Source organism: Bordetella sp. H567 (genome assembly GCF_001704295.1).
Lineage (GTDB): Bacteria > Pseudomonadota > Gammaproteobacteria > Burkholderiales > Burkholderiaceae_B > Bordetella_C.
In genome coordinates, this window is the sequence record NZ_CP012334.1 from 3,134,013 (window position 1) to 3,159,180 (window position 25,168).

The 25,168-nt window shown below is 67.0% G+C and carries 24 protein-coding genes; 12 read left to right on the forward strand and 12 right to left on the reverse strand.

What is annotated here, in order from left to right; genetic code table 11:
• Window positions 1–3: 3 nt before the first annotated feature.
• Window positions 4–855, forward strand: a complete 852-nt coding sequence (gene ugpE / locus AKI39_RS14070; protein WP_066637060.1) for a sn-glycerol-3-phosphate ABC transporter permease UgpE — start codon at window positions 4–6, stop codon at window positions 853–855.
• A gap of 28 nt (window positions 856–883) precedes the next feature.
• On the forward strand, window positions 884–1,972 hold the full coding sequence (locus AKI39_RS14075) for a sn-glycerol-3-phosphate import ATP-binding protein UgpC (protein WP_066637062.1): 1,089 nt from the start codon (window positions 884–886) through the stop codon (window positions 1,970–1,972).
• A gap of 21 nt (window positions 1,973–1,993) precedes the next feature.
• Here AKI39_RS14075 and kefC read toward each other — a convergent pair whose 3' ends face one another.
• Complete coding sequence (gene kefC / locus AKI39_RS14080) at window positions 1,994–3,835, reverse strand: glutathione-regulated potassium-efflux system protein KefC (RefSeq protein WP_066637064.1); 1,842 nt, start codon at window positions 3,833–3,835, stop codon at window positions 1,994–1,996.
• Window positions 3,828–4,382 (reverse strand): glutathione-regulated potassium-efflux system oxidoreductase KefF, encoded by a 555-nt coding sequence (kefF, locus tag AKI39_RS14085; RefSeq protein WP_066637075.1) that lies wholly within the window; start codon window positions 4,380–4,382, stop codon window positions 3,828–3,830. Before kefF ends, kefC begins: the two co-directional genes overlap by 8 nt.
• A 76-nt stretch (window positions 4,383–4,458) precedes the next feature.
• On the opposite strand from kefF, the gene rocF reads away from it, so the two are divergent.
• The 5 genes from rocF to AKI39_RS14105 all read left to right on the forward strand — a co-directional run bounded on the left by rocF (window position 4,459) and on the right by AKI39_RS14105 (window position 10,273).
• On the forward strand, window positions 4,459–5,376 hold the full coding sequence (gene rocF / locus AKI39_RS14090; RefSeq protein WP_066637079.1) for an arginase: 918 nt from the start codon (window positions 4,459–4,461) through the stop codon (window positions 5,374–5,376).
• A 112-nt stretch (window positions 5,377–5,488) separates the two neighbouring features.
• On the forward strand, window positions 5,489–5,893 hold the full coding sequence (locus AKI39_RS14095) for a DoxX family protein (RefSeq protein WP_066637081.1): 405 nt from the start codon (window positions 5,489–5,491) through the stop codon (window positions 5,891–5,893).
• A 199-nt stretch (window positions 5,894–6,092) separates the two neighbouring features.
• Window positions 6,093–6,230, forward strand: a complete 138-nt coding sequence (locus AKI39_RS25910) for a hypothetical protein (RefSeq protein WP_201258506.1) — start codon at window positions 6,093–6,095, stop codon at window positions 6,228–6,230.
• 28 nt (window positions 6,231–6,258) lie between these two features.
• Window positions 6,259–8,502, forward strand: coding sequence for a YXWGXW repeat-containing protein (locus tag AKI39_RS26065; protein ID WP_066637084.1), 2,244 nt, complete (start codon window positions 6,259–6,261; stop codon window positions 8,500–8,502).
• A 481-nt stretch (window positions 8,503–8,983) separates the two neighbouring features.
• Window positions 8,984–10,273 (forward strand): autotransporter outer membrane beta-barrel domain-containing protein, encoded by a 1,290-nt coding sequence (locus tag AKI39_RS14105; protein ID WP_158515179.1) that lies wholly within the window; start codon window positions 8,984–8,986, stop codon window positions 10,271–10,273.
• Between the two features lie 78 nt (window positions 10,274–10,351).
• On the opposite strand, the gene arsC is transcribed toward AKI39_RS14105, so the two are convergent.
• The 3 genes from arsC to AKI39_RS14120 form a co-directional block, all read right to left on the reverse strand.
• Window positions 10,352–10,705 (reverse strand): arsenate reductase (glutaredoxin), encoded by a 354-nt coding sequence (arsC, locus tag AKI39_RS14110; RefSeq protein WP_066637090.1) that lies wholly within the window; start codon window positions 10,703–10,705, stop codon window positions 10,352–10,354.
• A 130-nt stretch (window positions 10,706–10,835) separates the two neighbouring features.
• Window positions 10,836–12,284: a CoA transferase gene (locus AKI39_RS14115; protein WP_066637092.1), complete on the reverse strand. Its 1,449-nt coding sequence runs from the start codon at window positions 12,282–12,284 to the stop codon at window positions 10,836–10,838.
• A gap of 426 nt (window positions 12,285–12,710) precedes the next feature.
• On the reverse strand, window positions 12,711–13,031 hold the full coding sequence (locus AKI39_RS14120; protein ID WP_076879703.1) for a tetratricopeptide repeat protein: 321 nt from the start codon (window positions 13,029–13,031) through the stop codon (window positions 12,711–12,713).
• Window positions 13,032–13,189: 158 nt separating this feature from the next.
• Between AKI39_RS14120 and AKI39_RS14125 the strand changes: the two genes are divergently transcribed.
• Complete coding sequence (locus AKI39_RS14125) at window positions 13,190–13,675, forward strand: glutathione peroxidase (protein WP_066643002.1); 486 nt, start codon at window positions 13,190–13,192, stop codon at window positions 13,673–13,675.
• 15 nt (window positions 13,676–13,690) lie between these two features.
• Here the strand turns inward: AKI39_RS14125 and AKI39_RS14130 are convergent, their stop codons facing one another.
• On the reverse strand, window positions 13,691–14,557 hold the full coding sequence (locus tag AKI39_RS14130) for an HpcH/HpaI aldolase/citrate lyase family protein (RefSeq protein WP_066643003.1): 867 nt from the start codon (window positions 14,555–14,557) through the stop codon (window positions 13,691–13,693).
• Window positions 14,558–14,744: 187 nt separating this feature from the next.
• Between AKI39_RS14130 and AKI39_RS14135 the strand changes: the two genes are divergently transcribed.
• From AKI39_RS14135 to AKI39_RS14145, 3 genes are read left to right on the forward strand one after another with little or no spacing between them, the layout of a single operon-like run.
• Entirely contained in the window at window positions 14,745–15,716 is a 972-nt protein-coding gene (locus AKI39_RS14135) for a tripartite tricarboxylate transporter substrate-binding protein (protein ID WP_066637093.1), read from the forward strand.
• Between the two features lie 45 nt (window positions 15,717–15,761).
• Window positions 15,762–17,387, forward strand: coding sequence for an amidase (locus tag AKI39_RS14140; RefSeq protein WP_083228849.1), 1,626 nt, complete (start codon window positions 15,762–15,764; stop codon window positions 17,385–17,387).
• Entirely contained in the window at window positions 17,384–18,070 is a 687-nt protein-coding gene (locus AKI39_RS14145; protein ID WP_066637095.1) for a GntR family transcriptional regulator, read from the forward strand. Before AKI39_RS14140 ends, AKI39_RS14145 begins: the two co-directional genes overlap by 4 nt.
• A 12-nt stretch (window positions 18,071–18,082) precedes the next feature.
• Here AKI39_RS14145 and AKI39_RS14150 read toward each other — a convergent pair whose 3' ends face one another.
• The 6 genes from AKI39_RS14150 to AKI39_RS14175 all read right to left on the reverse strand — a co-directional run bounded on the left by AKI39_RS14150 (window position 18,083) and on the right by AKI39_RS14175 (window position 24,032).
• Window positions 18,083–18,916, reverse strand: coding sequence for an amidohydrolase family protein (locus tag AKI39_RS14150; RefSeq protein ID WP_066637100.1), 834 nt, complete (start codon window positions 18,914–18,916; stop codon window positions 18,083–18,085).
• A gap of 21 nt (window positions 18,917–18,937) precedes the next feature.
• Window positions 18,938–19,912 (reverse strand): cyclase family protein, encoded by a 975-nt coding sequence (locus AKI39_RS14155; RefSeq protein WP_083228850.1) that lies wholly within the window; start codon window positions 19,910–19,912, stop codon window positions 18,938–18,940.
• 8 nt (window positions 19,913–19,920) lie between these two features.
• On the reverse strand, window positions 19,921–21,201 hold the full coding sequence (locus tag AKI39_RS14160) for an MFS transporter (RefSeq protein WP_443103622.1): 1,281 nt from the start codon (window positions 21,199–21,201) through the stop codon (window positions 19,921–19,923).
• A gap of 151 nt (window positions 21,202–21,352) precedes the next feature.
• Entirely contained in the window at window positions 21,353–22,072 is a 720-nt protein-coding gene (locus AKI39_RS14165; protein WP_066637104.1) for a cysteine hydrolase family protein, read from the reverse strand.
• A 105-nt stretch (window positions 22,073–22,177) separates the two neighbouring features.
• Window positions 22,178–23,395: a CaiB/BaiF CoA transferase family protein gene (locus AKI39_RS14170; RefSeq protein ID WP_066637106.1), complete on the reverse strand. Its 1,218-nt coding sequence runs from the start codon at window positions 23,393–23,395 to the stop codon at window positions 22,178–22,180.
• A 169-nt stretch (window positions 23,396–23,564) separates the two neighbouring features.
• A complete protein-coding gene (locus tag AKI39_RS14175; RefSeq protein WP_066637108.1) occupies window positions 23,565–24,032 on the reverse strand; it encodes an Lrp/AsnC family transcriptional regulator in 468 nt (155 codons plus the stop codon).
• A 196-nt stretch (window positions 24,033–24,228) separates the two neighbouring features.
• Between AKI39_RS14175 and AKI39_RS14180 the strand changes: the two genes are divergently transcribed.
• On the forward strand, window positions 24,229–25,128 hold the full coding sequence (locus AKI39_RS14180; protein ID WP_066637110.1) for a DMT family transporter: 900 nt from the start codon (window positions 24,229–24,231) through the stop codon (window positions 25,126–25,128).
• Window positions 25,129–25,168 lie beyond the last annotated feature (40 nt).

The following is a 25,168-nucleotide window of genomic DNA, read 5'->3' on the forward strand; positions in this document are numbered from 1 at the left end:
TCTATGGTTGAACGCCGTCCCTGGCTGGATATCCTGGCTCACGCCATACTGCTGTGTGGCGTGGCCGTGGTGGCCTTTCCGCTTTATGTGACCTTCGTCGCGTCCACGCAAACGGCGCAGGAAGTGGCCAACGCGCCGATGTCGCTGCTGCCCGGCTCGCACTTCCTCAGCAACTACATCCAGGCGCTGTTCGCCGGTTCGGGCGGGGGCTCCAGCGGCGCGCCGGTGGGCCGCATGCTGTGGGTGAGCCTGGTCATGGCCCTGGCCATCTCCATCGGCAAGATCATCATTTCGCTGCTGTCGGCCTTCGCGGTGGTGTATTTCCGCTTCCGCGGCCGCATGTTTTTCTTCTGGATGATCTTCGTCACGCTGATGCTCCCCGTGGAAGTGCGCATCGCGCCCACCTACAAGGTGGTGGCGGACCTGGGCCTGCTGAACACCTATGCCGGCCTGACGCTGCCGCTGATCGCCTCGGCCACCGCGACCTTCCTGTTCCGGCAGTTTTTCCTGACCGTGCCGGACGAATTGGTGGAAGCCGCGCGCATCGACGGCGCGGGCCCCATGCGCTTCTTTCGCGACGTATTGATGCCGCTGTCGCGCACCAGCATCGCGGCCCTGTTCGTGATCCAGTTCATCTACGGCTGGAACCAGTACCTGTGGCCCCTGCTGATCACCACGCAGGAAAACATGTACCCGATCGTGATCGGGATCAAGCGCATGGTCAGCGGCGGCGACAGCGTCACGGAATGGAATATCACCATGGCCACGGCCATGCTCGCGATGATCCCGCCCGCCCTGGTCGTGATCCTCATGCAGAAGTGGTTCGTCAAGGGCCTCGTGGACACCGAAAAATGATCGCCGCCGCAACTCACCGACTCTTCGTATGGCTACCCTGAGCTTTCGCAACGTCAAGAAAACCTACGCCGGCGACATTCCCGTCATCCACGGCATCGACGTCGATATCGCCGACGGCGAATTCGTCGTGATCGTGGGGCCTTCGGGCTGCGGCAAATCCACGCTGATGCGCATGGTGGCCGGCCTGGAAACCATCACCAGCGGCCAGATCGAGATCGACGGCCGGGTGGTGAACGAGCTGGAGCCTGCCGAGCGCGATATCGCGATGGTGTTCCAGAACTACGCCCTGTATCCGCACATGAGCGTATTCCAGAACATGGCGTACGGGCTGAAGATCCGCAAGATGTCCAAGGACGAGATCCGTCGCCGCGTCGAAGCCGCCGCGCAGATCCTCGAACTGGGCCACCTGCTGGAACGGCGGCCGCGCCAGCTGTCCGGCGGCCAGCGCCAGCGCGTGGCCATGGGCCGCGCCATCGTGCGCGAACCCAAGGTGTTCCTGTTCGACGAACCGCTGTCCAATCTGGATGCCAAGCTGCGCGTGGCCATGCGCCTGGAACTGCTGAAGCTGCACCGCCGGCTGGGGACCACCAGCCTGTACGTGACGCACGACCAGGTCGAGGCCATGACCCTGGCGCACCGGATGATCGTGATGAACAAGGGCGTCCCGGAGCAGATCGGCACGCCGATGGAAGTCTTCGAGCGGCCGGCGTCCACCTTCGTGGCCGGCTTCATCGGCTCGCCGCCCATGAACCTGATTTCCGTGAATGTGCAGGGGGACGGAACGCTGAAGACCGCCGCCGGCGTCGACCTGGCGATCAAGCCCACCGACGTCCCGCCCACCGTGCGCGGGCGCGGCGCGGTGCTGGGGCTGCGCCCGGAACACATGGTGCTGAACGCGCCGGGCATGCGCGTGGAAATCGAAATGGTGGAAACACTGGGCTCGGAGCAGCTGGTACACGGCCGCTGCGGGGACGCCGACCTGGTCGTCCGCTGCACCACGCGCCAGCTGCAGGAAGCGACCATCCGGCCCGGCGACCAGATGAACGTCGGGCCCGATGGGCGCCATCCCTTGCATTGGTTCGACCAGGATAGCGGCAAGCGCATCCAGGGCACCTAGCCCATCGAAGCAGGCCGGGCCCTAGGCGGCCTGGTCCTGCTCTTCGCACGGAGCGGCGCGCTCGCCGCCCCAGGGCGCGCGATGCACCGCCCGCGATAAGGCGCGATCGCGGGCGATCGACGTCTCCAGGGTATCCTGCGCCCGCCGCGCGACGGTGATCCGGAACCCGTCGTCCTCGAAGCGAGGCGTGGTTTCTTCCAGCATATCGACGTTGTTACGGCGGAAGGCATCAGCCACTTCCTTGGCTTCGTATGGCCCCATGCCCAGGGCCTCCAGGGCCTTGCGGCCGGCCAGCAGCGAGGATTCGAACAACTCGCGTTCCACGATCTGGATGCCGCGCTTGCGCAGCTGGAAGTAGTGCACCGCGTCGTGCGCCCGCGCCACCACGCGCAGATGGGGAAAGTCCTGCCGTACCACGTCCACCAGGCGCAGGTTGTCCGATACGCTATCGATCGCGTTCACCAGCACTTCCGCGCGCGCCGCGCCCGCCGTTTCGAGCAGATCGGAGCGGGTGGCATCGCCGTAGAACACCTTCATGCCGAATTTGCGCACCGTGTCGATGTTGTCCGGGTCGTGATCCAGGATCACGACCTTGATGCCGTTGGCCAGCAGCAGGCGGCCGGCGATCTGGCCGAAACGGCCGAACCCCGCGATGATGACGCGCGCGCCGTCGTCCTCGATGGGGTCGGCGGCCCGCGTGCTCTTGGGCTTGCGCCGCTCCAGCGCGTCCAGCACGGCCAGGATCACCGGCGTGGCGGCCATGGAAAGCGCCACCACCAGGGTCAGGACACGCGCCCAGTTCTCCGGCAGCACGTCGGCCGCGCGCGCCGTGGAAAAAACCACGAAGGCGAACTCGCTGCCTTGCCCCAGCAGGGCGGCGAACAGCAGGCAGCGCCCCCGCTGGGCACCGAAGAGACGGGCAAGTCCGAACAGGACGGCAAACTTCAGCACCAGAAAACCCGCCAGCATCCCCAGGATCAGCAGGGGATTTTCCAGCAGCGTGCCGAAATCGATGGACATGCCGACGCCCATGAAGAACAGGCCCAGCAGCAATCCCTTGAACGGCTGGATATCGCTTTCCAGGGCATGCCGGTATTCCGAGCTGGCCAGCAGCACGCCCGCCAGGAAGGCGCCCATGGCCATCGACAGGCCGGCATGCTCCATGAGCTCGCCCACGCCGATGACCAGCAGCAGCGCCACCGCGCTGAAGACTTCGCGCAGGTTGGAACGGGCGACGAAGCGCAGCAGCGGACGGGCCAGGTAGCGGCCCATGACCACGGCCAGGGCCACCGCGCCGACTATCTTCAGCGCGGCCAATCCCACGCTGTCGCCGCCCTCACCGGCCTCGCTGCCGGCCAGCAGCGGGATCATCGCGATCAGCGGAATGGCCGCCAGGTCCTGGAACAGCAGCACGGAAAACGAGCGCTCGCCCAGCGTGGTCTGCAGCAGGCTGCGTTCGCCCATCGCCTGCATCGCCACCGCCGTGGACGACAGCGCCAGGGTCATTCCCACCAGGGCGGCGATCGGCCAGGCCAGGCCCAGCCAGGCCATGAACGCCGCCAGCACGGCGCCGCACAACCCCACCTGCAGCGCGCCGCCGCCGAACACCGGTATCCGCATATGCCACAGGCGCCGGGGATCGAGCTCCAGGCCGATCAGGAACAGCATCAGGACCACGCCGATTTCCGCGAAGCCGAGTATCTGCTCGGGATCCTCGACCAGCCGCAGTCCCCATGGGCCGATCACGCAGCCGGCGATCAGATAGCCCAGCACCGATCCCATGCGGGCGCGCATGGCCAGCGGCACGAAAATCACCGCGGCGGCGAGGTACACCAGGCCTTCCAGCAGGAACGTCTTATCCATGGCTTATCTCCGTCATGACCGGGCGCGAGGTGCCCGCATGGCCGGACAGCAGGTCGCGATAGCGCGAGGCCACCGCGGCCAGCTCCATGGCATCCAGCGTCACCGCGCCGTGCACGGCATAGGGAGGCAGCCAGTGCATGCCGCACAACTCGGCGGCGCTGCGCAGGGGCTGGCCCAGTACGGTCAGGTCCGTGTCGGCGCAGCGCGTGAAATCGTCGGCCGCCCCCCCGGTCGTCACGCTCCACATCAGCGGCTTGCCGCGCAGCGCGGTGCCGTCCGGGCCATACGCCCAGCCGTGCTGCAGCACCTTGTCCATCCACTGGCCGAACAAGGGTGGCGCGCCGTACCAGTGCATGGGATGCTGCCACACGACCAGGCTGGCGGCGGCCAGCGCCGCCTGTTCCGCCGCCACGTCGATATGGAAGTCCGGGTAAAGGTCATAGAGCGAACGTACCCGCACGCCGGGCATGTCCTCCAGCGAGTGCAGCATGGCGCGATTGGTGCGGGAATGCCGCGGATACGGATGGGCGTATACGATTAGGATCATGAAGATATCCTGCCGGGCGGCGATGTGGCGTTACCTTTCGCATGTTAGCCGCGCAGGGACGTTTCGGGAGCAAAGGATGAAGGAAGCCATCGATCTTATCGGCGCGCCGACCGACGTGGGCGCCAGCATACGGGGCGCCTCGATGGGCCCGGAAGCGCTGCGCGTCGCCGGCCTGCGCGAGGCGCTGCAGCGGCACGGCCTGGCCGTGCACGATGCGGGGAACCTGGCAGGGCCAGCCAATCCGTCCGGCACGGCGCAGGCAGGCTTGCGGCATCTGGACGAGGTCGTCCAGTGGAACCGCGAAGTCTACCAGGCCGTCCTGGCCGCCCGCCGCAACGACCGCTTCCCCATTCTGATGGGCGGCGACCACTGCCTGGCCATCGGCTCCATTTCCGCCATCGCGCAGCAGTGCCGCGAAGCCGGCAAGCCCCTCATGGTGCTCTGGCTGGACGCGCACGCCGATGCCAACACCCACATCATCAGCCCGACAGGCAATATCCACGGCATGCCGATCGCGTGCCTGTGCGGCGAGGGTCCCGATACGCTGACCCGGCTGGGGGATGCCTATCCCGCGGTGGCGAACCCGGCCACCATCCGCCAGATCGGCATCCGCAGCGTGGACGCCGACGAAAAGCGCCAGCTGCGCGCCCTGGGGATAAAGGTGTTCGACATGCGCTATATCGACGAAAACGGCATGCGGCAAACCATGGAGATGGCGCTGGCCGACATCACGGGCGACACGCATCTGCACGTCAGCTTCGACGCCGACTTCCTGGACCCCGCCGTCGCCCCCGGGGTCGGCACGCCGGTATTGGGCGGCCCGACCTACCGCGAGGCGCAATTGTGCATGGAGATGATCGCCGACACGGGGCGGCTGTCGTCCCTGGACCTGATGGAACTGAACCCGGCCAAGGATATGCGCAACCAGACGGCGGAAGTGGTGGTCGATCTGGCCGAAAGCCTTTTTGGGAAATCCACGCTGATCCGGTCGTGAAGATTTGCCATAATTGCGAAGCTCGTTCCGGCGGCCGGTGACATCGTCGCGGGCATCACCGCCGGCACAGGCCCCCGCATTCCCCGTACACCGAACCTTAGAGAAGAAAACGATGAACCGACACGACGACGCCGCCAAGCTGATCCTGCGACTGGTGCTTGGCATTCTTATCCTGCTGCACGGTATTTCCAAAATGACCCACGGTGTCGGCGGCATCGTCGGCATGGTGCAAGACCATGGCTGGCCCGGCTTTACGGCTTACTTCGTCTATATCGGCGAAGTCGTGGCGCCCATCCTGGTCATCGCCGGCATCTTCACCCGCCTGGGCGGTCTGCTGATCGCCCTCAACATGCTGGCGGCCTTCGTGCTGGTGCACCACGCGCAGCTGTTCATGCTCAATGGCCAGGGCGGCTGGCAGCTGGAATTGCAAGGCATGTACTTGTTCACGGCGATTGCCGTCGCCTTGTTGGGCGCCGGCCGCTTCAGCGTCGGGGGCGCGGGCGGCCGTTTTAACTAAGGGCTGTTAACGCGCTTTTACTCCTGTCATGCAGCTCACGCATGGAAGCAAATCCATGCGTGGGCGACACAGCCTGTACCGCGGGTAGGAATTGGTAACCCGGCAGGCATTTCAAAACGATTTCAAAGTCTCCCGCTCCACGACAGCATGCCTACACTGCTTCCATGCACCGAGAGTCGGCGCATCACAGGAGTCAGGCATGAAGAAGCTCATTGCAGTTTTGGCGGTAACCAGTACGTTGAGTGGCTGTGTGGTCGTGCCGGCGCGTCCGGCCTACTATCACCGGCCGGCGCCGGTCTATTACTACCCCGCGCCTTACCCCTACTACGGCTACTGACCGGACGCATGAACGATGTGGAGGCCTCATGGACGCGATCTACCCTTCGCGCATTGGCCGTCTGACGCTCGGTGCGTTGCTGGTTTCGGCCGGCATGTCAGGCGTGGCGCCGTCACACGCGCAAACCAGCTATCCGCAGTCGGTGCCGGGGGCGACGATCCCGGCGCCGCCACAGGCCCCGCAGGCGCCCGTGTACCAGCAACAACCGGCATACCCGGACAACGGCGCCTATCCCCAGGACCCGCCCGCGGGGACCTACCCGCAGAACGACCCCGCGCAGGCGCCGCCGTCGGCCGACACGCCGCCCCCGGGCTATCCCGCCCAGGCGCAGGCCGCCGATGGCGATGGTGCGCCGGACCCGGCCGATGCCAATCTGGCGGCGCTGGATACGTCTTCCGAGGCGCCTCCCCCGCTGCCGGCGTACGACCAGCCGCCGGCACCGGGTGACGGCTATATCTGGGTTCCGGGCTACTGGGCGCGCAACGCCTACGGGTTCTACTGGATACCGGGCGTCTGGGTATTGGCGCCCTACGTCGGCGCCCTCTGGACACCGGGCTACTGGCTATACGAAGGTCCCGTCTACCGCTGGCGCGGCGGCTACTGGGGGCCTCATGTGGGCTACTACGGCGGCATCGACTACGGCTTCGGCTATATCGGCCGGGGCTACGTCGGCGGCTACTGGCGTGACCGCCACTTCTACTACAACCGCGATGTCACGCGCGTCGTGCCCGGCAGATCGCGCTACATCTATAGCCATCCCGTGTCCATCGCCAGATCCGATGGGCCGCACGTGAGCTATTACGGGGGCCCCGGCGGCGTGCGCCGCGCCCCCGATGCGCGGGAACAGGCCGCGCAGCACGAGCGGCACACACCTCCCCTGCGTACGCAGACCGATCTGGTGCGCAACGCGGGGCAGGACCGGCAGCAGTACATGACGGTAAACCAGGGGCGGCCACCCCAGGCCGCATTCGCCCATCCCGCCGGCAGCGCGGAGAACACGTGGCGCCGCCCGGACGGCAAGTGGGACCCGCGTGGCGGCGGCAATCCGGCGCATCAAGGCGCTCATGGAGCGGCGGACAAGGGTGGGCAAGGCGCGCATGACTCGAGCAACGCGTCCTGGCCAAGCAGGAACGGCCAGGCCCGGCAGATGGAAACGCAGCAGCGCCAGCTGGACCAACGCCTGCAAAGCCAGGAACGGCAAGCCGACCAGCAGCGCCAGCAATTGCAGCAGCGCCAATGGTCGCCGAAACACCAGCAGGCGCAGCAACCGCAATACCAACAGCAGCAGCACCAACAGCAACGGCTGGAGCAGCAGCAAACGCCACACCAGGAGCAACCGCGGCCGCCGCAGGCCGAGCAGCACCACCCGGACGCGCAGCCGCGCGGTGACGACCGGCCGCACGGGGGCGCCGCGCCACGCTCGCCGCAGGGAAGCGCCGCGCAGGCGCCGCAGGTGGCGCAAGCCGCGCCCACCTATACGCAGCAGCTGCAACAGCAACAGCAGTCACAGCAGCAACAGCTGCGGCTGCAGCAGCAGTTGCAGCAACAGCAGTTGCAGCAAAGGAACGAGCAGCAGCAGTTCCAGCAGCGCCAGCTGCAACAACCCCTGCCCCCGCTGCCGTCCGGACAGTCGCCACCCGATTCGCAATACCAGCAGCAATTGCGCGAGCAACAACAGCGGCAGCAACAACAGCTTGAGCAGCAGCATGCGCAACAGCGGCAGCAGATGCAGCAAGAGCAATTCCAACAGCGCCAGCAGCAGCAGTTCGACCAGCGCCAGCAGATGCAACGCGACCTGTACCGCCAACAGCAACAGGACCAGTTCCAACAACGACAGCAATTCCAACAGCAGCAATATCGCCAGCAACAGCTGCAGCAGCAACAACAACAGCAGCAGTTCCGCCAGCAACAGCTGCAGCAGCAACAGCAACAGCAGCAATACCGCCAGCAGCTGCAGCGCACGAACCAGCGCGAAGGCGACGCGCGGCAACAGGCGGTACGGCAGGAATACAACCAGCGCCAGCAGGCGGTATCGCAGCAATTGGGGCTGCAGCAGCGCGAAATCGCGCAACAGGAACGCCTGCGCCAGCGCGAGCAGAATCAATCGCAACGGGAATGGCAGTCACAACGACAGCAATCACAGCGGGAGCTCGCCCGGCACGACAACGCGCAGCGGCGCGAGATCCGCGCCGATCCGGTCCGGCAGACACAGGACCGCGGCGGCTCGCACCGACAGGCGCGTCCATCGTATACGCGCGAGTCCGGGCGCTGACACGGGGTCGCCGGCCACTGAAGACGGCATCGCGTGGCCGCTGGCATGGGACACCGGCCACTGAAGACGCCGCTCCTGGATCTTGCGGGCGACTGGCGCCCCTGGATTGTCGCCACCGCGCCACATCCATGCGCTGAAGACGCGTCGGGCCCGGCGCGGCGGCCACCATTCAGAACATTCTGATATTCGCCTTACAGGTAACTGAATACATTGCGTAGCGCCATCCGGAGCGCCGGATGGGCACGCAAACGCGACGGCATTCGACGCGTTCTCTGTGTAGTCAGTTCATAAGGTAAATATGTTTTCCCGCATCGCTGCACCAGGCCAGGCGACCCCTGGCCGCCACGCGCGCGCGCGCCTCTTGCCCGCGCTCACCGCTCATATCCTAGCTGGCGGCCTGTGCCTGCCCGCCCTCGCCTCCGCCCAAGTCACCAACGGCCCCGAGGCCCTGAAAGCCAAGCTCCGGTGGCAGAAGGAACACTTGGCTCAAAGGCACGCCACCCCGGTGGAGGAACCGGCGCCGCAAGCCGAAACTCCGACCGGCGCCGAAGCGCTTCTGGCCAAGCTCAAATGGCAGAAGGAACATCTCGCCAACCGGCACAGCCAGCCCACGGCCGAGGAAGGCGCACTTCCCCAGGATCCGGCAGCCGCCGAATCCCAGCCTGAGCACACCGCGGAGTCCCAGGTCGAACAGAACGCCGACTCACCCGCCGAACACGCGACCGAGGTGGCGCAGTCCACGTCGTCGAACACCGACGCCACGGATGCAGAGCCCGCCCTGAGCGAAGACGAGGCTCGTCGGCTCGTCCAGCAATTCCATCAGTTTTCCGGCGAAATACACGCCAGCGTCCTGGGCCACCTGAACCAGGAGTCCGACGATATCCGCGCCGCGCTGCTCCAGCGCACGCGTGGCCCGTTCGGTATCGCCGATGGTTCCGCCGACATCGCTGCGGCGTCGGACACGGCAGTCTGGGCCACGGTGCTGGGTTCGAACGGCACCCTGCGTGGCGAGCATGGCACCGCGGACCTGCGAAGCTCCAGCGCCGGCTTTCTGCTCGGCACCGACTTTTCCGTCTCGCCCACGACACGCCTGGGCGCGGCGGCCGGCTTCTCGAACAGCCGCGCACGGCTGGGTGACCGCTACAGCAAGGCCAACGTCGACACCTACACGCTGGGCCTGTACGGATCGACGCAGCTGGACCCCATCCGCCTGGGCTATGGCGCCGCCTATTCCTGGCACGGCATCCGGACCTCGCGCGAGACGGACGACCTGGATCCGGCCAAGGCGAATTACCGCGGCCGCACCGCGCAACTGTTCGGCGAAGCGGCCTACGTCCTGCCGCTGGGCAGCGCCACCGTGGAACCTTACCTGGGCCTGGCCTACGTGAACACCCGCACGGCAAACGTCGCCGAGTCCGGTACCGCGGCCCTGAATGCGAAGGGAGCCAGCCAGGGATTGGCCTTTTCCACGCTGGGCACGCGCGCCAGCAATGAATGGGAACTGCAAAAAGACCTGAGCCTGACGCTGCATGGCGGGCTGGGATGGCGTCACGCCTACGGCGATGTCACGCCGTCGACGCGCGTGTCGTTCAACCAGGGCGATAGCTTCACGGTGACGGGCGTTCCGATCGCACGCGACGCCTTAGTGGCCGAAGCCGGCATCACCTTGCGATCGACGGGCAATATGAGCTTGGGACTGGGGTACGCCGGCCAGTTCGCTCGCAAGGCCACCGACCACAACCTGAAGGTGAATGCTTCCTGGGTATTCTGATCGGGTAAAGGCGCCGCGGCAACGGAAGCCCCGTCACCGCGGCGCCCGCGCTGGATGGGTCGAGCCACTGCGGCAAGCCTACTCCGGCAGGATTTCCTGCACGACTTCGGCGGGCCGGCACAGGCGCGCGCCCCGGGACGTGACGACAAAAGGCCGGTTGATCAGGATGGGATGCTCGATCATGGCATCGAGCAGCCTATCGTCGCTGACGTCGGCCGCATCCAGGCCCAGTTCCTGGTAGATCGGCTCCTTGGCGCGAACGGCATCGCGCACGCTCAGGCCCGCCCGCGCAATGAGGTCCTTCAAGGTGTCGCGCGACGGCGGCGTCTTCAGGTATTCCACGATGGTGGGCGTGACGCCTGCTTCGCGCAGGGCTTCGAGCACGGTGCGCGAGGTTCCGCACCGTGGATTGTGATAGATGGTGGTGGACATGGCGTGACCTGTACGAATACGCGCTGCGGCGCGAGGTCGCAAAGTCTACTCCGCGCGAAGGACCGCTGCTAGGGCCCGGCAACCCAGGAAGACGCGTCGCGCTGGCGCAAGGGTGAGTGCCTGGCGGCCCCTAGTTGAACGGCCAGACGGTGGGATGAGTGCCGGGCGGCGCCGATGGCCTACACCATTTGGCGGGTGTGGCGGAAAACCGCGCGGCATGACGCACTGCGGCAAGGCTGCCGAAGCCCGATGCGGTTTCCTCAAGATACCCATCCAGCGGCGGCATCGGGCAGCTCAAGCCGTGCGGCACGCGCGGCAGGCCGCGCAGCCAACGGGCGGTCTGCGCCAGCGACACGCGGACATGCCAGCTTCCGCCCTCCGTCGCTTGCCGGGCCAGCGCAACCTGGGCGCCGAAAGCCATCAGGTAGCCGCTGGCGTAATCCAGGATCTGGACCGGCAAGGGGCGCGGCGCTTCCTGGCCGGCCGCTTGCGCTTCCGCATGATTGAAGCCGCTTGCCGTCTGCACCAGGGAATCGAAGCCGCGGCGTCGTGCCCAGGGGCCGACATGGCCATAAGCGGACAAGGAGACGTAGACGATACCTGGCCGCAAACGGGCGACGTCCTGCGGCCCGAAGCCTTGCGCTTCGAGGGCGCCCGGCCGATACCCCTGCACGAACACATTCGTGCTGCGCAGCAGATTACCCAGCGTGATGCGGCCGCTCGCGGTATCCAGGTCCGCCAGCACCGAAAGCTTGCCGCGGCTGGTTTCCGCGATGGCACCGATGTTCGGCAGGTTGGGGGAATTCAAGAGCATCACATCCGCGCCGTAGGCGGCCAGCGTGCGACCGCAGACTGGCCCGGCGATGATGCGTGTCAGGTCCAGTACGCGGATGTCCTGCAGGGGGCGAGGATCCTGGCCATAGCGCGGCAAGGGGCGCTCCGGCGCATCGCCGATGCGTTCGATGCACACCAGCGGCAGCTGCGACACGGCAATCGCTTGCGGATGGCGGTCCCATTCGTCGAAGGTACGCAAGGCAGCCACTACCAGCCCGGCATCAGCCGCGGCCTCTTCGAACTCCAGCGCCTTCCAGCGCGACAGTGCGCGCTCGACGGCGCGGCGCTCGACGGTGGCGCCGGTGGGGCATCCCAGCAGCGCGAGCGCGCCGTCGCGGTGATGCGCGAAATTGGCGTGTATGCGAACCCAGTTGCCGTCGCCGCAGCGGTACACGCCGGTGATCTTGTCCCAGCTATTCGGCTGCACGCCATCCACGGTGAAGTAGCCGCGGGTTTCCTGCGCCGCATGGCGCATGTCGACCGACACCCGCTGGCGCCGGCCGCCGCGCATGTGCCAGATTTCGCCGGCGGCCAGCGCCGCGGCGCCCATGCTGCATTGAGCGGCCATGCCCACGGAAAACGACGAGGGAAGGACGGGATCGGCGCCCGGCAGATCGATGTAGCCAAGCGCCTCTTCCGGCATATCGGCCCTCTGCCATAAGGCCGTCAGCGCGCCGTGCGCCGATTTGCGACTGGAAGAAGCCCCTCTGAAGAAGGGCGGACGTAGATCCATCAAATATCCCATTGCGGCTGGCCGTACTTATCCCAGCGCATTACAAATCTTGGGCATCGAGAGCGTCAACATCGTACGAGGCAACGCGTGTTTCACGGTTTGACCGCTCAGGGCCGAAGCGCTGCGTGTCAGCGGGCATCGCGATTCTTTGACGCGATGATGCCGTCACATCTGTTTTCGTTTTGCAGCTCAAACCTACGCGAACGAACCCTGCGGTGTGACGCGCTTCCAACAGTCCGCGTATCGCGGCAGCGCCGCTGATTTGCCCGGACCTGGCCGCGCGGCGCGGTCGCCGATCGCGCACCGGAAGGTCATGCAATAGTGCGCAAAACAACGCAATGGAGATACCTCGTCAGCGCGAGGATGTGTACGGAGGCCGCGGGTGCGTGGCGCCCCGGACGACTTGGCGCCCGCGCGTGGCGCGCCGGTACGTCGGCTTCAACGATCCAGCCGCCGCAGGAAAACCGCGACCTCCTTGACGACCTGCACATCGCCGTGGGCGTTGGCGACGGCGGTCGCGCGCTCCCATGCTTCGCGCGCGCCTTCGCGATCGCCCCTGCCCAAACGCGCCTTGCCCAACCATTTCCACGCCACCGAATAGTCGGGATCGTAGGCCACGGAAGTTTCCAGGTGCTCGCAAGCCTTGTCGAAATTGCCGGCCTCCGCATAGGCCTTGCCCAGGGTGTAGCGCAACAGCTTGTCATCGCGGCCCGAAGCCAGCATGGCTTCCAGACGCTCGGTCATCGATGCCGTCGTCATGGCGTCCTCCCTACGTGTGGATGGAACGATACCGCTTTCCCACATGGACAGGCACGGTGGCGGCGTTGAAGGCACCCAAGGCCGCCGACACGGCAGGCGATGGCATCGCGTTCTACAATGCAGCCATCTTCCGCGTGACGACGAAGGCGCGCCCCGCCATGACTTCCCTTGCCGATTTTTCCGCCATCGATATCGACGGCACGCAGCGTTCGCTGGGCGACTATGCAGGTCGCGTGGTGCTGGTCGTCAACGTCGCGTCCCGCTGCGGCTTCACGCCGCAGTATGCCGGCCTGGAAGCGCTGTACCGCAAACATTGCGATGCCGGATTCACGGTACTGGGCTTTCCCTGCGACCAGTTCCGCCATCAGGAGCCCGGGGACGAAGCGGAGATCAAGCGCTTTTGCGCCCTGCGGTATGACGTGACGTTCCCGCTGTTCTCCAAGATCGACGTCAACGGCGACGGCGCCCACCCCTTGTACCGCTGGCTCAAGCGCGAGCGCCCGGGGCTGCTTGGCACGCAGTCCATCAAATGGAATTTCACCAAATTCCTGATCGGACGCGACGGGCAGCCGATCCGGCGCTATGGTCCGGTGGACAAGCCGGAAGCGATCGCGCCCGCGATCGTCGCGGCCTGCGGCAGCTAGGTTTTCTCCGGGCGCTCAGGAAATCATGCCGGCCCGGCGCGCGGTTTCCACCAGACGCTCCGCGCCCGCGATGAAAGGACCGTCCACCAGCTTGCCGTCCACCACGAAGGCACCGGTTCCCTTGGCCAGGTGTTCGCGCGCGGCCTGAACCACGCGCAGCGCGTGCGCGACATCCTGTTCGTCGGGCATGAACACTTCATTTGCCAAGGGCACTTGCGTGGGGTGGATGCAGCTCTTGCCCGCGAAGCCCAGGTCGCGGGCGGCCGCGGCATCGGCGCGATAACCGTCCGGGTCGCCGATATTGACGAAGGCGCCATCATAGGCGTCGATACCCGCCTCCGCCGCCGCCAGGCGCACCTGCATGCGCACGTGCTGAACCATGGCGGGGTGCCCCTGACGTATCCCCAGCGGCGCCAGCAGGTCGCCAAAGCCGATCTGCAGGCCGGACACGCGGGCATGCGCGCCGGCGATCTCCGCGGCGCGGCGCAGGCCGCGCGGCGATTCGATATTGGCCAGGATGCCGATGGGGCGCGCGATGCCCCGCTCGCCTTCCAGCCGCTGCAGCAGTTCGGCGGCCGCGCGCACGGTATCGGGATCTTCCACCATGGGCAGGTTCAACAGGCGCAGCGCGGGCCAGGCCACGGCTTCGATGTCCTGCCGAAAGTGCGGCGTGTCGATACCATTGCAGCGCACCACGGCGACTTTGCTGTCCAGCCCCGCGGGCGCGGATTGCAGCCAGGCGGACAGGGTGGTGCGCGCTTCGGCCTTGCGGCCTTCTTCCACCGCGTCTTCCAGATCCAGCGAAATGGCGTCGGCCGCGCTGGCCAGCGCCTTGGCGTAGAGCTCCGGGCGCGAAGCCGGAACGAAGAGTTTGCTGCGCATGAAACCTTCCTCCATGCCCCCTGGGCGTTCCCGCTCGCGCGGTGATACCAGGCGGCGACGGGGCGCTGCGCCGACCCTGGGGTAAATCCCGATTTTGTGAATTGTAGACAATTAACAATGGCCGGCATAGACTCGCTGTGCACCCGGAACCCACCGGCGACCGTCACCTCTTGGGGGAACGCCAGCCATGATCCACCGCACGCTGAAGTCCCTGTTGATGTTAACGGCGCTATGGGCCGCGCTGTGCGCGGCGCCGGCTCATGCGGCCGATGCCTGGCCGGCCCGGCCGATACGCATGATCGTGCCTTTCGCGCCGGGCGGCAGCAACGACGTCATCGCCCGCAAGCTGGCGGAACGCCTGACCGCCCTGCTCGGACAATCCGTCGTGGTGGAAAACCGCGGCGGCGCCGGGGGCGTGATCGGTGCGAATGCCGTCGCCACGGCCGCGCCGGACGGCTATACCTTCCTGTTCGTGTCGGGCTCGCTGGCCACGACCGCGGCGGTGCAGAACACGCCCTACGATCCGCTGACCGCATACACTCCGGTATCGCGCGTGGCCACGGCGCCGTTCGTGGTGCTGACCCGCGCGGGCTTCCCCGCCACCACCCTGCCCGACCTGATTGCCTATGCCAAGGCCAATCCCGGCAAGATCAACTATGGCAGTGCCGGCCTGGGCGACAGCACGCAGCTGGCCACGGAACTGCTTTCCAACATCGCCGGCATCAAGATGCAGGCCGTGGGCTACAACGGCATCGCGCCCGCGCAGATGGACCTGCTGGCCGGCCGGCTGGACCTCATCATCACCACCATCGCCGCGATCCGCGGCACGGCCTCGGAAAAACTGCCGAAGCTGGCCTTCACCACCGCACAGCGCGATCCTGAATTTCCCGACGTTCCGACCGCCAGGGAGGCCGGCCTGGATTATGTGGTCGACGTCTGGTGGGGTGTGTTCGCGCCGCGCAACTTGCCCGCCACTATACTCACCCGCATGAATGGCGCCATCGCGCAGGTCACCGCGGAGCCCGGTGTCGCGGCGTTCCTGAAGACGTCGGGCGCGCAAGCCACGCCGTCGTCACCGCAGGCACTGCAGGAAACCCTGGCGCGCGACCTCGCGCGCTGGACCGAGACCGCACGGCGCGCCGGCATACGCCAGAACTGAACCACGGCCGGAACGGAACACCCGCGAGCACACCTTTTCCAACCCATGAAGCCACACGACCCAGCAGCCGGCGACGGCTTGCCCGAACTGCGATCCGCCATCGAAGCGATGACGCCACGCCTGCACGGCATGGTGTCGCGCACGGACGCCGGACAGGTGGCGGCGGAAGTATTGCGCCTGAACGACGCCGTGCGCGCCGGTGTGCAGGGCCGCATCGTCCCGGGCAGCCATCCGCAGGACCATCCGCGGCTGATGGCGCGCACGCGCGATGCCCTGCCTGTTGGCGGCCCGCTTCCCACGCCGGCGCAAGGCTCGCTGGCGCAGGCTTCCGCCATGATCCAGGCCGGCGTGGTCAGCGCGGAAACGCTGACGCAGCAAGCACTGGCGCGGGCCGCCGAAGTGCAGCCCACGCTGAACCCGTTCATCGCCATCTGGGGCGAGCGTGCGCTGGAGCAAGCCCGCGAGCGCGACCGCGAGCTGGCGCAAGGCCGCTGGCGCGGTCCGCTGCACGGCATCCCGCTGGCGCACAAGGATTGCTTCACGCGCGCCGGCCTGCCCATGACGGTCGGCTCGAAGGTCTTTCCGGATACGCCTGGCGATGCCGATGCGGCGGTGCTCCAGCGGCTGCAGGCCGCGGGCGCGATCGACCTGGGGCCGCTCAATTTGAGCGAGATGGTATCGGGACCGACGGGACAGAATCCGCATTGGGGCGACTGCTGCAATGCCCACGATCCGTCGCGCGTCGCGGGCGGCTCGTCCAGCGGCTCGGCCGTGGCCGTGGCGGCCGGCGTGGTATTCGGATCGCTGGGCTCGGACACCGGCGGGTCGATCCGCCTGCCCGCCTCGATGAACGGCGTGTACGGGCTCAAGACCACTTACGGGCTGGTGTCGCGCACCGGTTGCTTTCCGCGCGCATGGTCCCTGGACTGCATCGGTCCGCTGGCGTGCAACGCGCTGGACTGTGCCCTGATCCTGCAGGCGGTAGCCGGCCATGACGAAGACGATCCGTCCAGCCTGCGCGTGGATGTGCCTGGCTACGCCGCGATGGTCGCCGGCGGGGCCCCCGATACGCGCGTGGCGCTGCTGGAAGGGCTGGACCCTTACGACGACGCGATCGCATCCGCGCTGCACGCCTATATGGCGCACGCGGCGGCCGTCTTCGGCCCCACGGGACCTGCCCGCTTCGCCGACCTGCCAGCCTGCTACGCGATGGGCGACGTGATCGCCAAGGTCGAAGGCGCAGCCACGCATGGCGAATGGATGCGCCGGACGCCGCAACGCTATTCCCAGGCGGTTTATTCGCGCACCGAACCAGGCCTGCACATCCCGGCCGTGCGTTACGCCGAAGCGCTGCTGGCGCGCGCGAAGCTGCTGCAAGCGTGGCTGTCCGGCCCCATGGCGCAGGCCGACGTGCTGGTCTGCCCGACAGTGCCTATCCCGGTGCCGACCCGCGCCGAAGCCGATATGGAAGGCAAGGGACGCGTGTTCGGCGTGGTGGCGGCCATCACGCGGCTGACGCGTGCATTCAATTATCTGGGGCTGCCGGTGTTGAGCGTGCCGATCGGCAGGGACGGCAACGGCATGCCCATCGGCGCGCAGCTGATCGGCCGGCCTTTATCGGAGGCTCGGCTGCTGGCCGTGGCCCACGCGTTGGCGGGAGCCCAGGCATGAGCGACCGGACCCCTGAAACCATCCCCTACTTCCTGCGGGAGAAAATTCGCGCGCTGATCGTCGACGGCACGTTCCAGCCTGGCCAGCCGCTGCGCGAACAGGACCTGGAACGCCGCTTCGGATCCAGCCGCGGGCCCATCCGCGAAGCGCTGCGCCTGCTCGAGCAGACGGGGCTGGTAACCCACATGCAGCGGCGCGGGTTCCGCGTCACGCTCTATGACGACAGGGAGATCCGCGACCAGTATCTGCTGCGGGCGGAGCTGGAAGCCTATGCCATCAAGCAACTGGCCGACGCGGGCGACCTGGCGCCCCTGCTGCAGACGCTGAAGGCCTGCCGCGCACAGCTGGAAGCCGCCTACAAGGCGCACGATGCGCGCGCCTATCTGACGGAAATCCGCCGGTTCTATGACGCCATCGCGGCGTATACCGGCAATCGCCCCTTGTGCAATGCGCTCGCGCGCCTGAACGAAACGGCCGAACCGCTGCGCTACAACCTGCTGTCGCGGCGCCTGGAGGAAAGCCGTACGCGCCAGTACATGCTGCGCATCATCCAGGCCTTGGAGGCCGGCCGCTACGAGGACGCGGCCGCGCTCAAGCGCGAACACGTATTGATGAACCTGCCCAGCATTATCGAGGCCTATGCCGCCGCCCGTTACCACGAGCAGCGCTCCGCCGCCGCGTAAGGCATCGACGACTCAGGCGTAGCCGTAGAGTTCGCGCGGGTTGTCGGCCAGGATGCGGTTGCGCACGGCTTCGTCCGGCTCCCACCGCGCCAGCAAGGCCAGCAACTGCACCGTGTCCGGCGTTTTGTGCGCGCGCTCGGTGACGTGCGGCCAGTCGCTCCCCCAGACCAGCCGCTGCGGCACCGCCCGCACGAAGGCTTGCGCGACCGCGGTGGCGTCGGGATAGTCGGGACCGCCCTGCAGCGTATTCAGGTAGGCGCCGGACAGCTTGACCCAGCAATCGCCGCGATCGATCAGGTCGCGCACGATGCCCCATGCCGGATGCCGTACGCCCAGTCCCGGCGGCAGGCGCGCCATATGGTCAAACACGATGGGACAGGGCAGGCGCGACAGCATGTCCGCGTGCGCAACGATCTGATCGCCCGACATGTGCAGCTGCGCGTGCCATCCCAGGCCGGCGATGCGCCGGGCCAGGACTTCGATCATGTCGACCGTCATCACCGTATCGCCAGGATTCCACACGCTGAAGCGCAAGCCCCGCACGCCGCCCGCGTGCAGCATGCGCAACGTGGCGTCATCCACATCGGGCGGCACGACCGCGATGCCGCGTGCCTGCCCTTCGAATTGCGCCACGGCGTCCAGCAGGCAGGCGTTGTCGGTGCCGTAGCGCTTGGCCTGCACGATCACGGCCCGCCGCGTGCCCATGCGCCGGGCGACCGCGCGGTATTCGCCTGCCGTGCCGCCTTCGAAGGGCGCACCGTTGCCGGGCTGCTCGGCGAAGCGCGGATCGAAGATATGCAGATGGCAATCGCAGGCGTCGGGCGGAAGATCGAAGGTCAGGTTCATCGCGTTTTTCCGTCGGGAGGATCAGCGGATCGCCATGGCATTGGCCGGCGAGCCGACGCCGCCACGCAGGTTCAGCGGCGACGAGACGAAGAAATAGTCGTGCTGGCCGTGCCGCTGCGCGTCCTCGGCCAATGCGTCCAGGTCGAACATTTCACCCAGCAGCAATCCCAGCCTGGCGATCGCCAGGTGCAGGCTGGGCCGGCCTTCGGACAGCGGCCAGCATTCGACGGTGACGCCGTCGGACGCCACGCCGGCGACGCGGTGGTCCCACAGGAATTCCCACATATCCACGCCGCCGGACAGGCCGGAGTAATCGCGGCCGGAAAAGAGCGCGGCGCGTTCGGTATCGTCCCGGGCCTCGCGGAACGCCTGTACCCAGCCGGTGCGCACCAGCAGCAGATCGCCCCGCCGCAGGGGCGTTCCCTGCTGCCGCAGGCAGTCATGAAGGTCGTCGGCGCTGGCCGCCAGGCTGCCGCAGGGATGCCACGGCCTGCCGGTCCGCGCGAAATGGCGCGGCAGGTCAACCAACACCGCGCGCGTGGCGATGCCGAAGCGCGCCAGGTGCTCGATGCCATTGCGGGTGCCTTCGCGCTGCGTGACGTCGCCATCCTGCGCGCCGTTGTAGAAGCCGCGCAGCGGGTCGGCGATATGCGTCAGGCCATCCCATTGCGTGGACGATTGCGGATAGAAGTCGTCGACCTTGTCGTCGCGCACGACCAGGCCGGCGTAATCCAGCTTGAACAGGGTCTGGCGGGGTGGCCGACGGATGTTGTGCCGGGCCTGCCCTATCATTCCCAGCGGCATGTGCAGGGGCAGGTTCAGGTTGAAGCGCAGCCCCGCGCGTATCAACCCAGCCGCGGCGGCGACGGTGTCCGGGGTGATGTTGTTGAGCGTACCAAGCTGGTCGCCCATGCCCCAGACGCCCCAGCACAAGGGCAGGCCCGAGGCATCGGGCCGCGGCAGATCGGCGTAGGCCGGCAACGGCATCGTGTCCATCCCTGCCCTCAACTGATGCGCTGGCCCTTGGTTTCCGGGGAGATCAGCACCACCGTCCACGCAAGGAAGAACGCCACCACGGTGGTCAGCATGCCGGTCTTGAAGCCGGACGCGGACGTCGCCAGGGCGCCGATCAGATAAGGCGCCATCATGCCGCCGATGCGGCCGCCGTTGTAGGCCAGGCCCATCGCGAAGCCGCGCGCCGCAGTCCTGGGCACCAGTTCGGCCGCGAAGGGCCCCATGCCGGCGAACAGACCCGTGATTCCCAACCCGGTAAAGAAGCTGGCGACCATCAGTACGCGTTCCTGCTCCACCGTGACGAAGCCGATGACGGCGATCGCGCCGATCAGCAGATAGATCGAGAACGTGGCCTTGCGGCCGATGCGGTCGACCAGCGAGGCGAAGACCAGGAAGCCGATCAGCGATCCCAGCTGCTGCGCCAGCGTAAAGCCCAGGCTATGCACGAAATTGAAGTGCTTGACCGTGACGAGGAAGGTAGGCGTCCACGTGAACACCGCCCAATACACATACTGGACGAAGAAGATGAAGCCGAAGGCCTTGGCCAGGCCCTTGGCATTTTCCGGCCGGCGCAGGTCGGCCAGGCTGCCGCGTGGCTCTCCCGTCTTCACCCGCGCCAGCCACACCGGCGATTCGGGCGTGCGCCGCGCGACGGGGTACAGGATGACGATGGGCAGCAGGCCGATGGCGTAGACCCAGCGCCAGCCGCCGCCGTCCAGCCCGCCGGTGGCGTTGCCGACCAGGGCCACGATGCCGATCGCCAATAGCGAGCCCAGGGGCAGGCCCAGCTGCATCAGCGCACCGCCCTTGCCGCGGTGTTCGGGCTTCCAGGTTTCTGCCACCAGCGCCGCACCGGCGGTCCATGCGCCGCCCATGCCCAAGCCGGCCAATACGCGCGTCGCGGCGACCATCACGGCGCCCGTGGCCAGCGCCGTGGCGCCGGAGAAAACCGAATAGACGAGGATGGTCAGGGTCAATGTCCTGACGCGGCCGTAGCGATCCGCGACCCACCCGAAGGCAATGCCGCCGATGATCTGCCCCAGCGCGGACAGGCTGCCGATCAGGCCGGCCTGCGCCTTGGTCAAATCGAAATAGGCGATGAAGGCCGGCACCGTCAGCGAGAGGATGAAGATCTCGTAGACCTCGAACAGCCAACCCAGCCCCGACAGCGTGAGCACGCGCCAGGCGTCGCGCGAGACGTCCCTGTACCAGGCACGCGGGCGCGCGGCCTGGGCCGCACCGGACGGTGGTGATGTGTGATCCGACATGATCGCTCTCCTCCTTGCCTCGTTATATTCGTGGCCGCCGTGAACGTCCGCCGCGGGCGCGCCGTGCGTACCCGCCTGCCGCCACGCGACATCCTCGCCCAAGGGAGGGATCGCGCCCCCGGGCCCGCTCATCGCGGGACGCGCGCAGATCCACTCAACCGCTGTCCTGTGCGCCGAAATCCATGCGCTGCGCTTCGGGCAGGCGCAGATAGTCCAGCACCTGGGCCATGGGCACGACGTCCGCGAACTGCCGGTTCATGTCGAACAAGCTGATGGCGTGCGAAATGGGGATGCGGTCGAACACGCATTCCTGCGGCACGATGGTGCGGAAGTTGTATGAAGCGGAATCGAATACCGTGGCGCGAATACAGTTGCTGGTCGCGCCGCCCATGACGATGACGGTGTCAACGCCGCGGTCGACCAGGTACCCCAGCAGCGGCGTGCCATGAAAGCCGCTGGGCTTTTTCTTGACGAACACCACGTCGCCGGCGGCCGGACGCAGCCCGTCCACCAGTTCGGCGCCCAGGGTGCCCGCCAGGCACCAACGCTCGCTGTCCAGCAGCCCGCGCTTGCGCCGGTAGCCACCGATATCGCTACCGTCGCGCTCCACCTCGAAACGCGTGAAGAAGCACGGTACCCCGGCCTGCTGCGCCGCCCCGACCACCTGGGCGATGGCAGCCACGGAGGCACGGCCCACGTCGCCGCAGCTGGACGGCCAGTCCGCGTCCTCGCCCAGCGCGCCGACCATGTACTTCTGCGCATCGATGACCACCAGCGCGGGGCGCCGGCCAAAGCCCATGCGCCTGCCGAAGCCCCCGCGCCGCAGTACCGCCGCGTCCTGCTCGGACAGATAGGATTCCCAAAGCGCCGTCATGCTGCCCGCCTTTGCGTGAGTCGCAGTATCGATGGGTAGGAAGCGCCGCCCTGGAAATCCGCTTCGGGGGAAGCGCGGTGTATATCGCCTGGATGAACGTGGCTGTCAGGGCAGGACGCCCGCGCTGCGCAGGCTGTGCAGTTCCGCGTCGGCCCAGCCGTTGTCGCGCAGGACCTGTTCCGTATGCTCGCCCAGCGTGGGCGCCGCGCGTGGCGCCGCCACCGGCGATTCGCCGAACCGCACCGGCCGCGCCAGGCCCCGGTAGCTGCCGACCACGGGATGCTCGTAGGTATGCAGCATGTCCTGCGACAGCACCTGCGGGTGGTCGAACATGTCCTCGATGGGACGCGCCGGCGCGCACGGCACGCGCACGCCGAAGATTTCTTCCCATTCCCGCGCGGTATGGGCGCGCAGCGCCTGCCGCAGCCGGGGCACGATCTCGTCCGCATGTTCGGCGCGCTTGCGCACGCTGTCGTAGCGCGGGTCCTGGGCCATATCGGGCAAGCCCACGAGTTCGCACAGCGCTTCCCAGAAGTGCGGCGTATTGGCCGACAGGTAGATGCTGCCTTCGCGCGTGGGATGCAGGCCGGTAATGCCGCCCGAACGCATGTCTCGCCATACGTCGCGCGGTTCGTTTTCCGCCCAGATGAAGCGGGCCGACTGCATCGCCAGCGCGCTGCCCAACAGCGACACGCCGACATACGATCCCTGCCCCGTGCGCTCGCGCTGGTACAGCGCGGACGATACGCTGCCCGCCAGGAGCGCGGCCGCGTAGTAGTCCACCACGGAGCCGTAGACGATTTCGGCATCCCCGGGTGCGCCCTGGAAGGTGCAGATGCCCGTCATGGTCTGGAGCACCTGGTCGTAGCCCGCGCTGTCCTTCAAGGGGCCGCTATCGCCGTAGCCGGTCAAGGCACAGTAGACCAGGCGCGGGTTGCGCGCGCGCAGCGTGTCGTAGTCGATACCCAGACGGGGCGGTACGGCGGGGCGAAAGTTATGCACCAGGACGTCGGCCTGCTCCACCAGCCGCAGCAGCACGTCCTTGGCCGCGGGGTTTTTCAAGTCCAGCTGGATGCCCAGCTTGCCGCGGTTCACGCCGAGGAAGGCACGCCCTTCGGCGGCCAGGGTCGACGGATAGTTGCGCAGGTTGTCCCCCTGCGGCGGTTCCACCTTGATGACCTCGGCCCCCTGGTCGGCCAGCAGCGCGCAGCCATACGGGCCGGCGATATAGCCGCTGAGATCGAGCACCTTGACGCCGGCGAGGGGGCCGCGATACGCGGCCTGGCCTGCCGGATGACCTGAACCGGAATCAGCTGGAGTCAATCGGACACCTTGATAGTCTGGCAACGCGCCGGAATGCGATCGCGCCGGCTCGCCGCTATTGGCCTGCTTCCGGAAAATTCTATCGGCCCATTTCCCTATTGTCTACAATTTACAAAAAACAAATTCCGGCCGGAGCGGTGCGGGCGGCGCGCCCAGGTCGCAGGGGCCGTCATCCCAGGGGCGGCAGCCGGCGTCGCAGCGTCGCGTCCTTGATGATGGCGGTGTTGGTTTCCGCATACTCGGTGACGCGGTCCAGGATCTGGTCCAGATGCCCGATGCCGCGCAGCACGACGCGCGCAACGAAGCAGTCTTCTCCGGTGACCTTGTCGCACTCGATGAATTCCGGGATGTCCTTGAGCAGCGTCTCCACGTGCCGCAACTGGCCCGGCATGGGGCGCACGCGAACGATCGCCTCCAGCGTGTACCCCAGGGCCGCCGGGTCGACCTCGACCGTGTAGTGGCGGATGACGCCGGTTTCCTCCAGGCGTCGCAGGCGGTCCGCGACGCTGGGAGACGACATGCCGACGGTGCGCGCCAGCTCGGCGACGGGCGCCCGCGCGTTGGCCGCCAGCAGTGTGATCAGGCGCCGGTCGATCGCATCCAGCGGGTTTCCTGATTTATTAAGGTCGGAGCCCATTTTTTACCTCCACTACCAAGGAACATGGTCTTTTATATCGTTGATTGGCCATGCCAAATCGTCAATTCGCCTGGGATAATCTTCTCCGTACGCTACTTCGATGCGGCCTGCCCGCGCAAGTCCGCGTTTCCACGTATCTTCCTTCGCGGACCGGCCAACCCGCCCCGCGGCGACCACGTTTCTAGAGGACACCATCATGGCGACATCCACCGAACGCACCGGCGCCGTGCAAATGAGCGCCGCAATGGCCATGTCCGGCACCTTGGGGTTTTTCGTGCTCCAGTCCGGGCAGACGCCGTTCAATGTCGTGTTCTTCCGCTGTGTGTTCGGCGCGCTGGCGCTGCTGGTCTATTGCCATGCGCGTGGCCTGCTGTCACGGCGCTATTTCACGCGCGCCAGCCTGTTGATGGCGGTGGCGGCCGGCGCGGCGCTGGTGATGAACTGGGTACTGCTGTTTTCGGCCTACCGCCTGGCTTCGATTTCGCTGTCGACGGCGGTGTACAACTTCCAGCCCTTCTTCCTGATGGCGCTGGGCGCGATCTTCCTGGGCGAACGGCCCAGCGCGACCAAGATCGCCTGGGCCGTGGTGGCCTTCGGCGGACTCTTGCTCCTGCTGCAATTGAAGGCCAACCAGGTGTCCTGGCATGACCAGCACCTGCTGGGCTTGCTGCTGGGCATGGGCGCGGGCGCGCTTTACGCCGTCACCGCCATCATCGTCAAGCGGCTGGCGCATGTTCCGCCGCATCTGCTGGCCTTGGTGCAGGCCGCGGTCGGCATCGCGATGCTGGCGCCGATGGCGGACTTCTCGGCATTGCCCACGCTGCCGGCGCAGTGGGGCTGCCTGGTGGTGCTGGGCGTGGCGCATACCTGCCTGATGTACATCCTGCTTTACTCCGCCATCCAGAAGCTGGCCACGCCCATGCTGGCGGCCCTGTCCTTCATCTACCCGGCCGTCGCCATCCTGGTCGACTATGCCTTCTTCGGCCAGCATCTGGATCCGGCGCAGGCACTGGGCATCGCACTGATCCTGCTGGCGGTGGCGGGCGTGACGCTGAACTGGCGGCTGTGGCCGGCGAAAACCGCGCGCATGGCTTAACATCGACGCACGCGCAAGCCGTCCGCGCGGACGGCGCGCT

Coding starts and splice junctions, on each gene's coding strand:
- ugpE (WP_066637060.1), top strand. CDS start 4: ATGGTTGAACGCCGTCCCTGGCTGGATATCCTGGCTCACGCCATACTG.
- AKI39_RS14075 (WP_066637062.1), top strand. CDS start 884: ATGGCTACCCTGAGCTTTCGCAACGTCAAGAAAACCTACGCCGGCGAC.
- kefC (WP_066637064.1), bottom strand. CDS start 3,835: ATGGATAAGACGTTCCTGCTGGAAGGCCTGGTGTACCTCGCCGCCGCG.
- kefF (WP_066637075.1), bottom strand. CDS start 4,382: ATGATCCTAATCGTATACGCCCATCCGTATCCGCGGCATTCCCGCACC.
- rocF (WP_066637079.1), top strand. CDS start 4,459: ATGAAGGAAGCCATCGATCTTATCGGCGCGCCGACCGACGTGGGCGCC.
- AKI39_RS14095 (WP_066637081.1), top strand. CDS start 5,489: ATGAACCGACACGACGACGCCGCCAAGCTGATCCTGCGACTGGTGCTT.
- AKI39_RS25910 (WP_201258506.1), top strand. CDS start 6,093: ATGAAGAAGCTCATTGCAGTTTTGGCGGTAACCAGTACGTTGAGTGGC.
- AKI39_RS26065 (WP_066637084.1), top strand. CDS start 6,259: ATGGACGCGATCTACCCTTCGCGCATTGGCCGTCTGACGCTCGGTGCG.
- arsC (WP_066637090.1), bottom strand. CDS start 10,705: ATGTCCACCACCATCTATCACAATCCACGGTGCGGAACCTCGCGCACC.
- AKI39_RS14115 (WP_066637092.1), bottom strand. CDS start 12,284: ATGGGATATTTGATGGATCTACGTCCGCCCTTCTTCAGAGGGGCTTCT.
- AKI39_RS14120 (WP_076879703.1), bottom strand. CDS start 13,031: ATGACGACGGCATCGATGACCGAGCGTCTGGAAGCCATGCTGGCTTCG.
- AKI39_RS14125 (WP_066643002.1), top strand. CDS start 13,190: ATGACTTCCCTTGCCGATTTTTCCGCCATCGATATCGACGGCACGCAG.
- AKI39_RS14130 (WP_066643003.1), bottom strand. CDS start 14,557: ATGCGCAGCAAACTCTTCGTTCCGGCTTCGCGCCCGGAGCTCTACGCC.
- AKI39_RS14135 (WP_066637093.1), top strand. CDS start 14,745: ATGATCCACCGCACGCTGAAGTCCCTGTTGATGTTAACGGCGCTATGG.
- AKI39_RS14140 (WP_083228849.1), top strand. CDS start 15,762: ATGAAGCCACACGACCCAGCAGCCGGCGACGGCTTGCCCGAACTGCGA.
- AKI39_RS14145 (WP_066637095.1), top strand. CDS start 17,384: ATGAGCGACCGGACCCCTGAAACCATCCCCTACTTCCTGCGGGAGAAA.
- AKI39_RS14150 (WP_066637100.1), bottom strand. CDS start 18,916: ATGAACCTGACCTTCGATCTTCCGCCCGACGCCTGCGATTGCCATCTG.
- AKI39_RS14155 (WP_083228850.1), bottom strand. CDS start 19,912: ATGGACACGATGCCGTTGCCGGCCTACGCCGATCTGCCGCGGCCCGAT.
- AKI39_RS14165 (WP_066637104.1), bottom strand. CDS start 22,072: ATGACGGCGCTTTGGGAATCCTATCTGTCCGAGCAGGACGCGGCGGTA.
- AKI39_RS14175 (WP_066637108.1), bottom strand. CDS start 24,032: ATGGGCTCCGACCTTAATAAATCAGGAAACCCGCTGGATGCGATCGAC.
- AKI39_RS14180 (WP_066637110.1), top strand. CDS start 24,229: ATGGCGACATCCACCGAACGCACCGGCGCCGTGCAAATGAGCGCCGCA.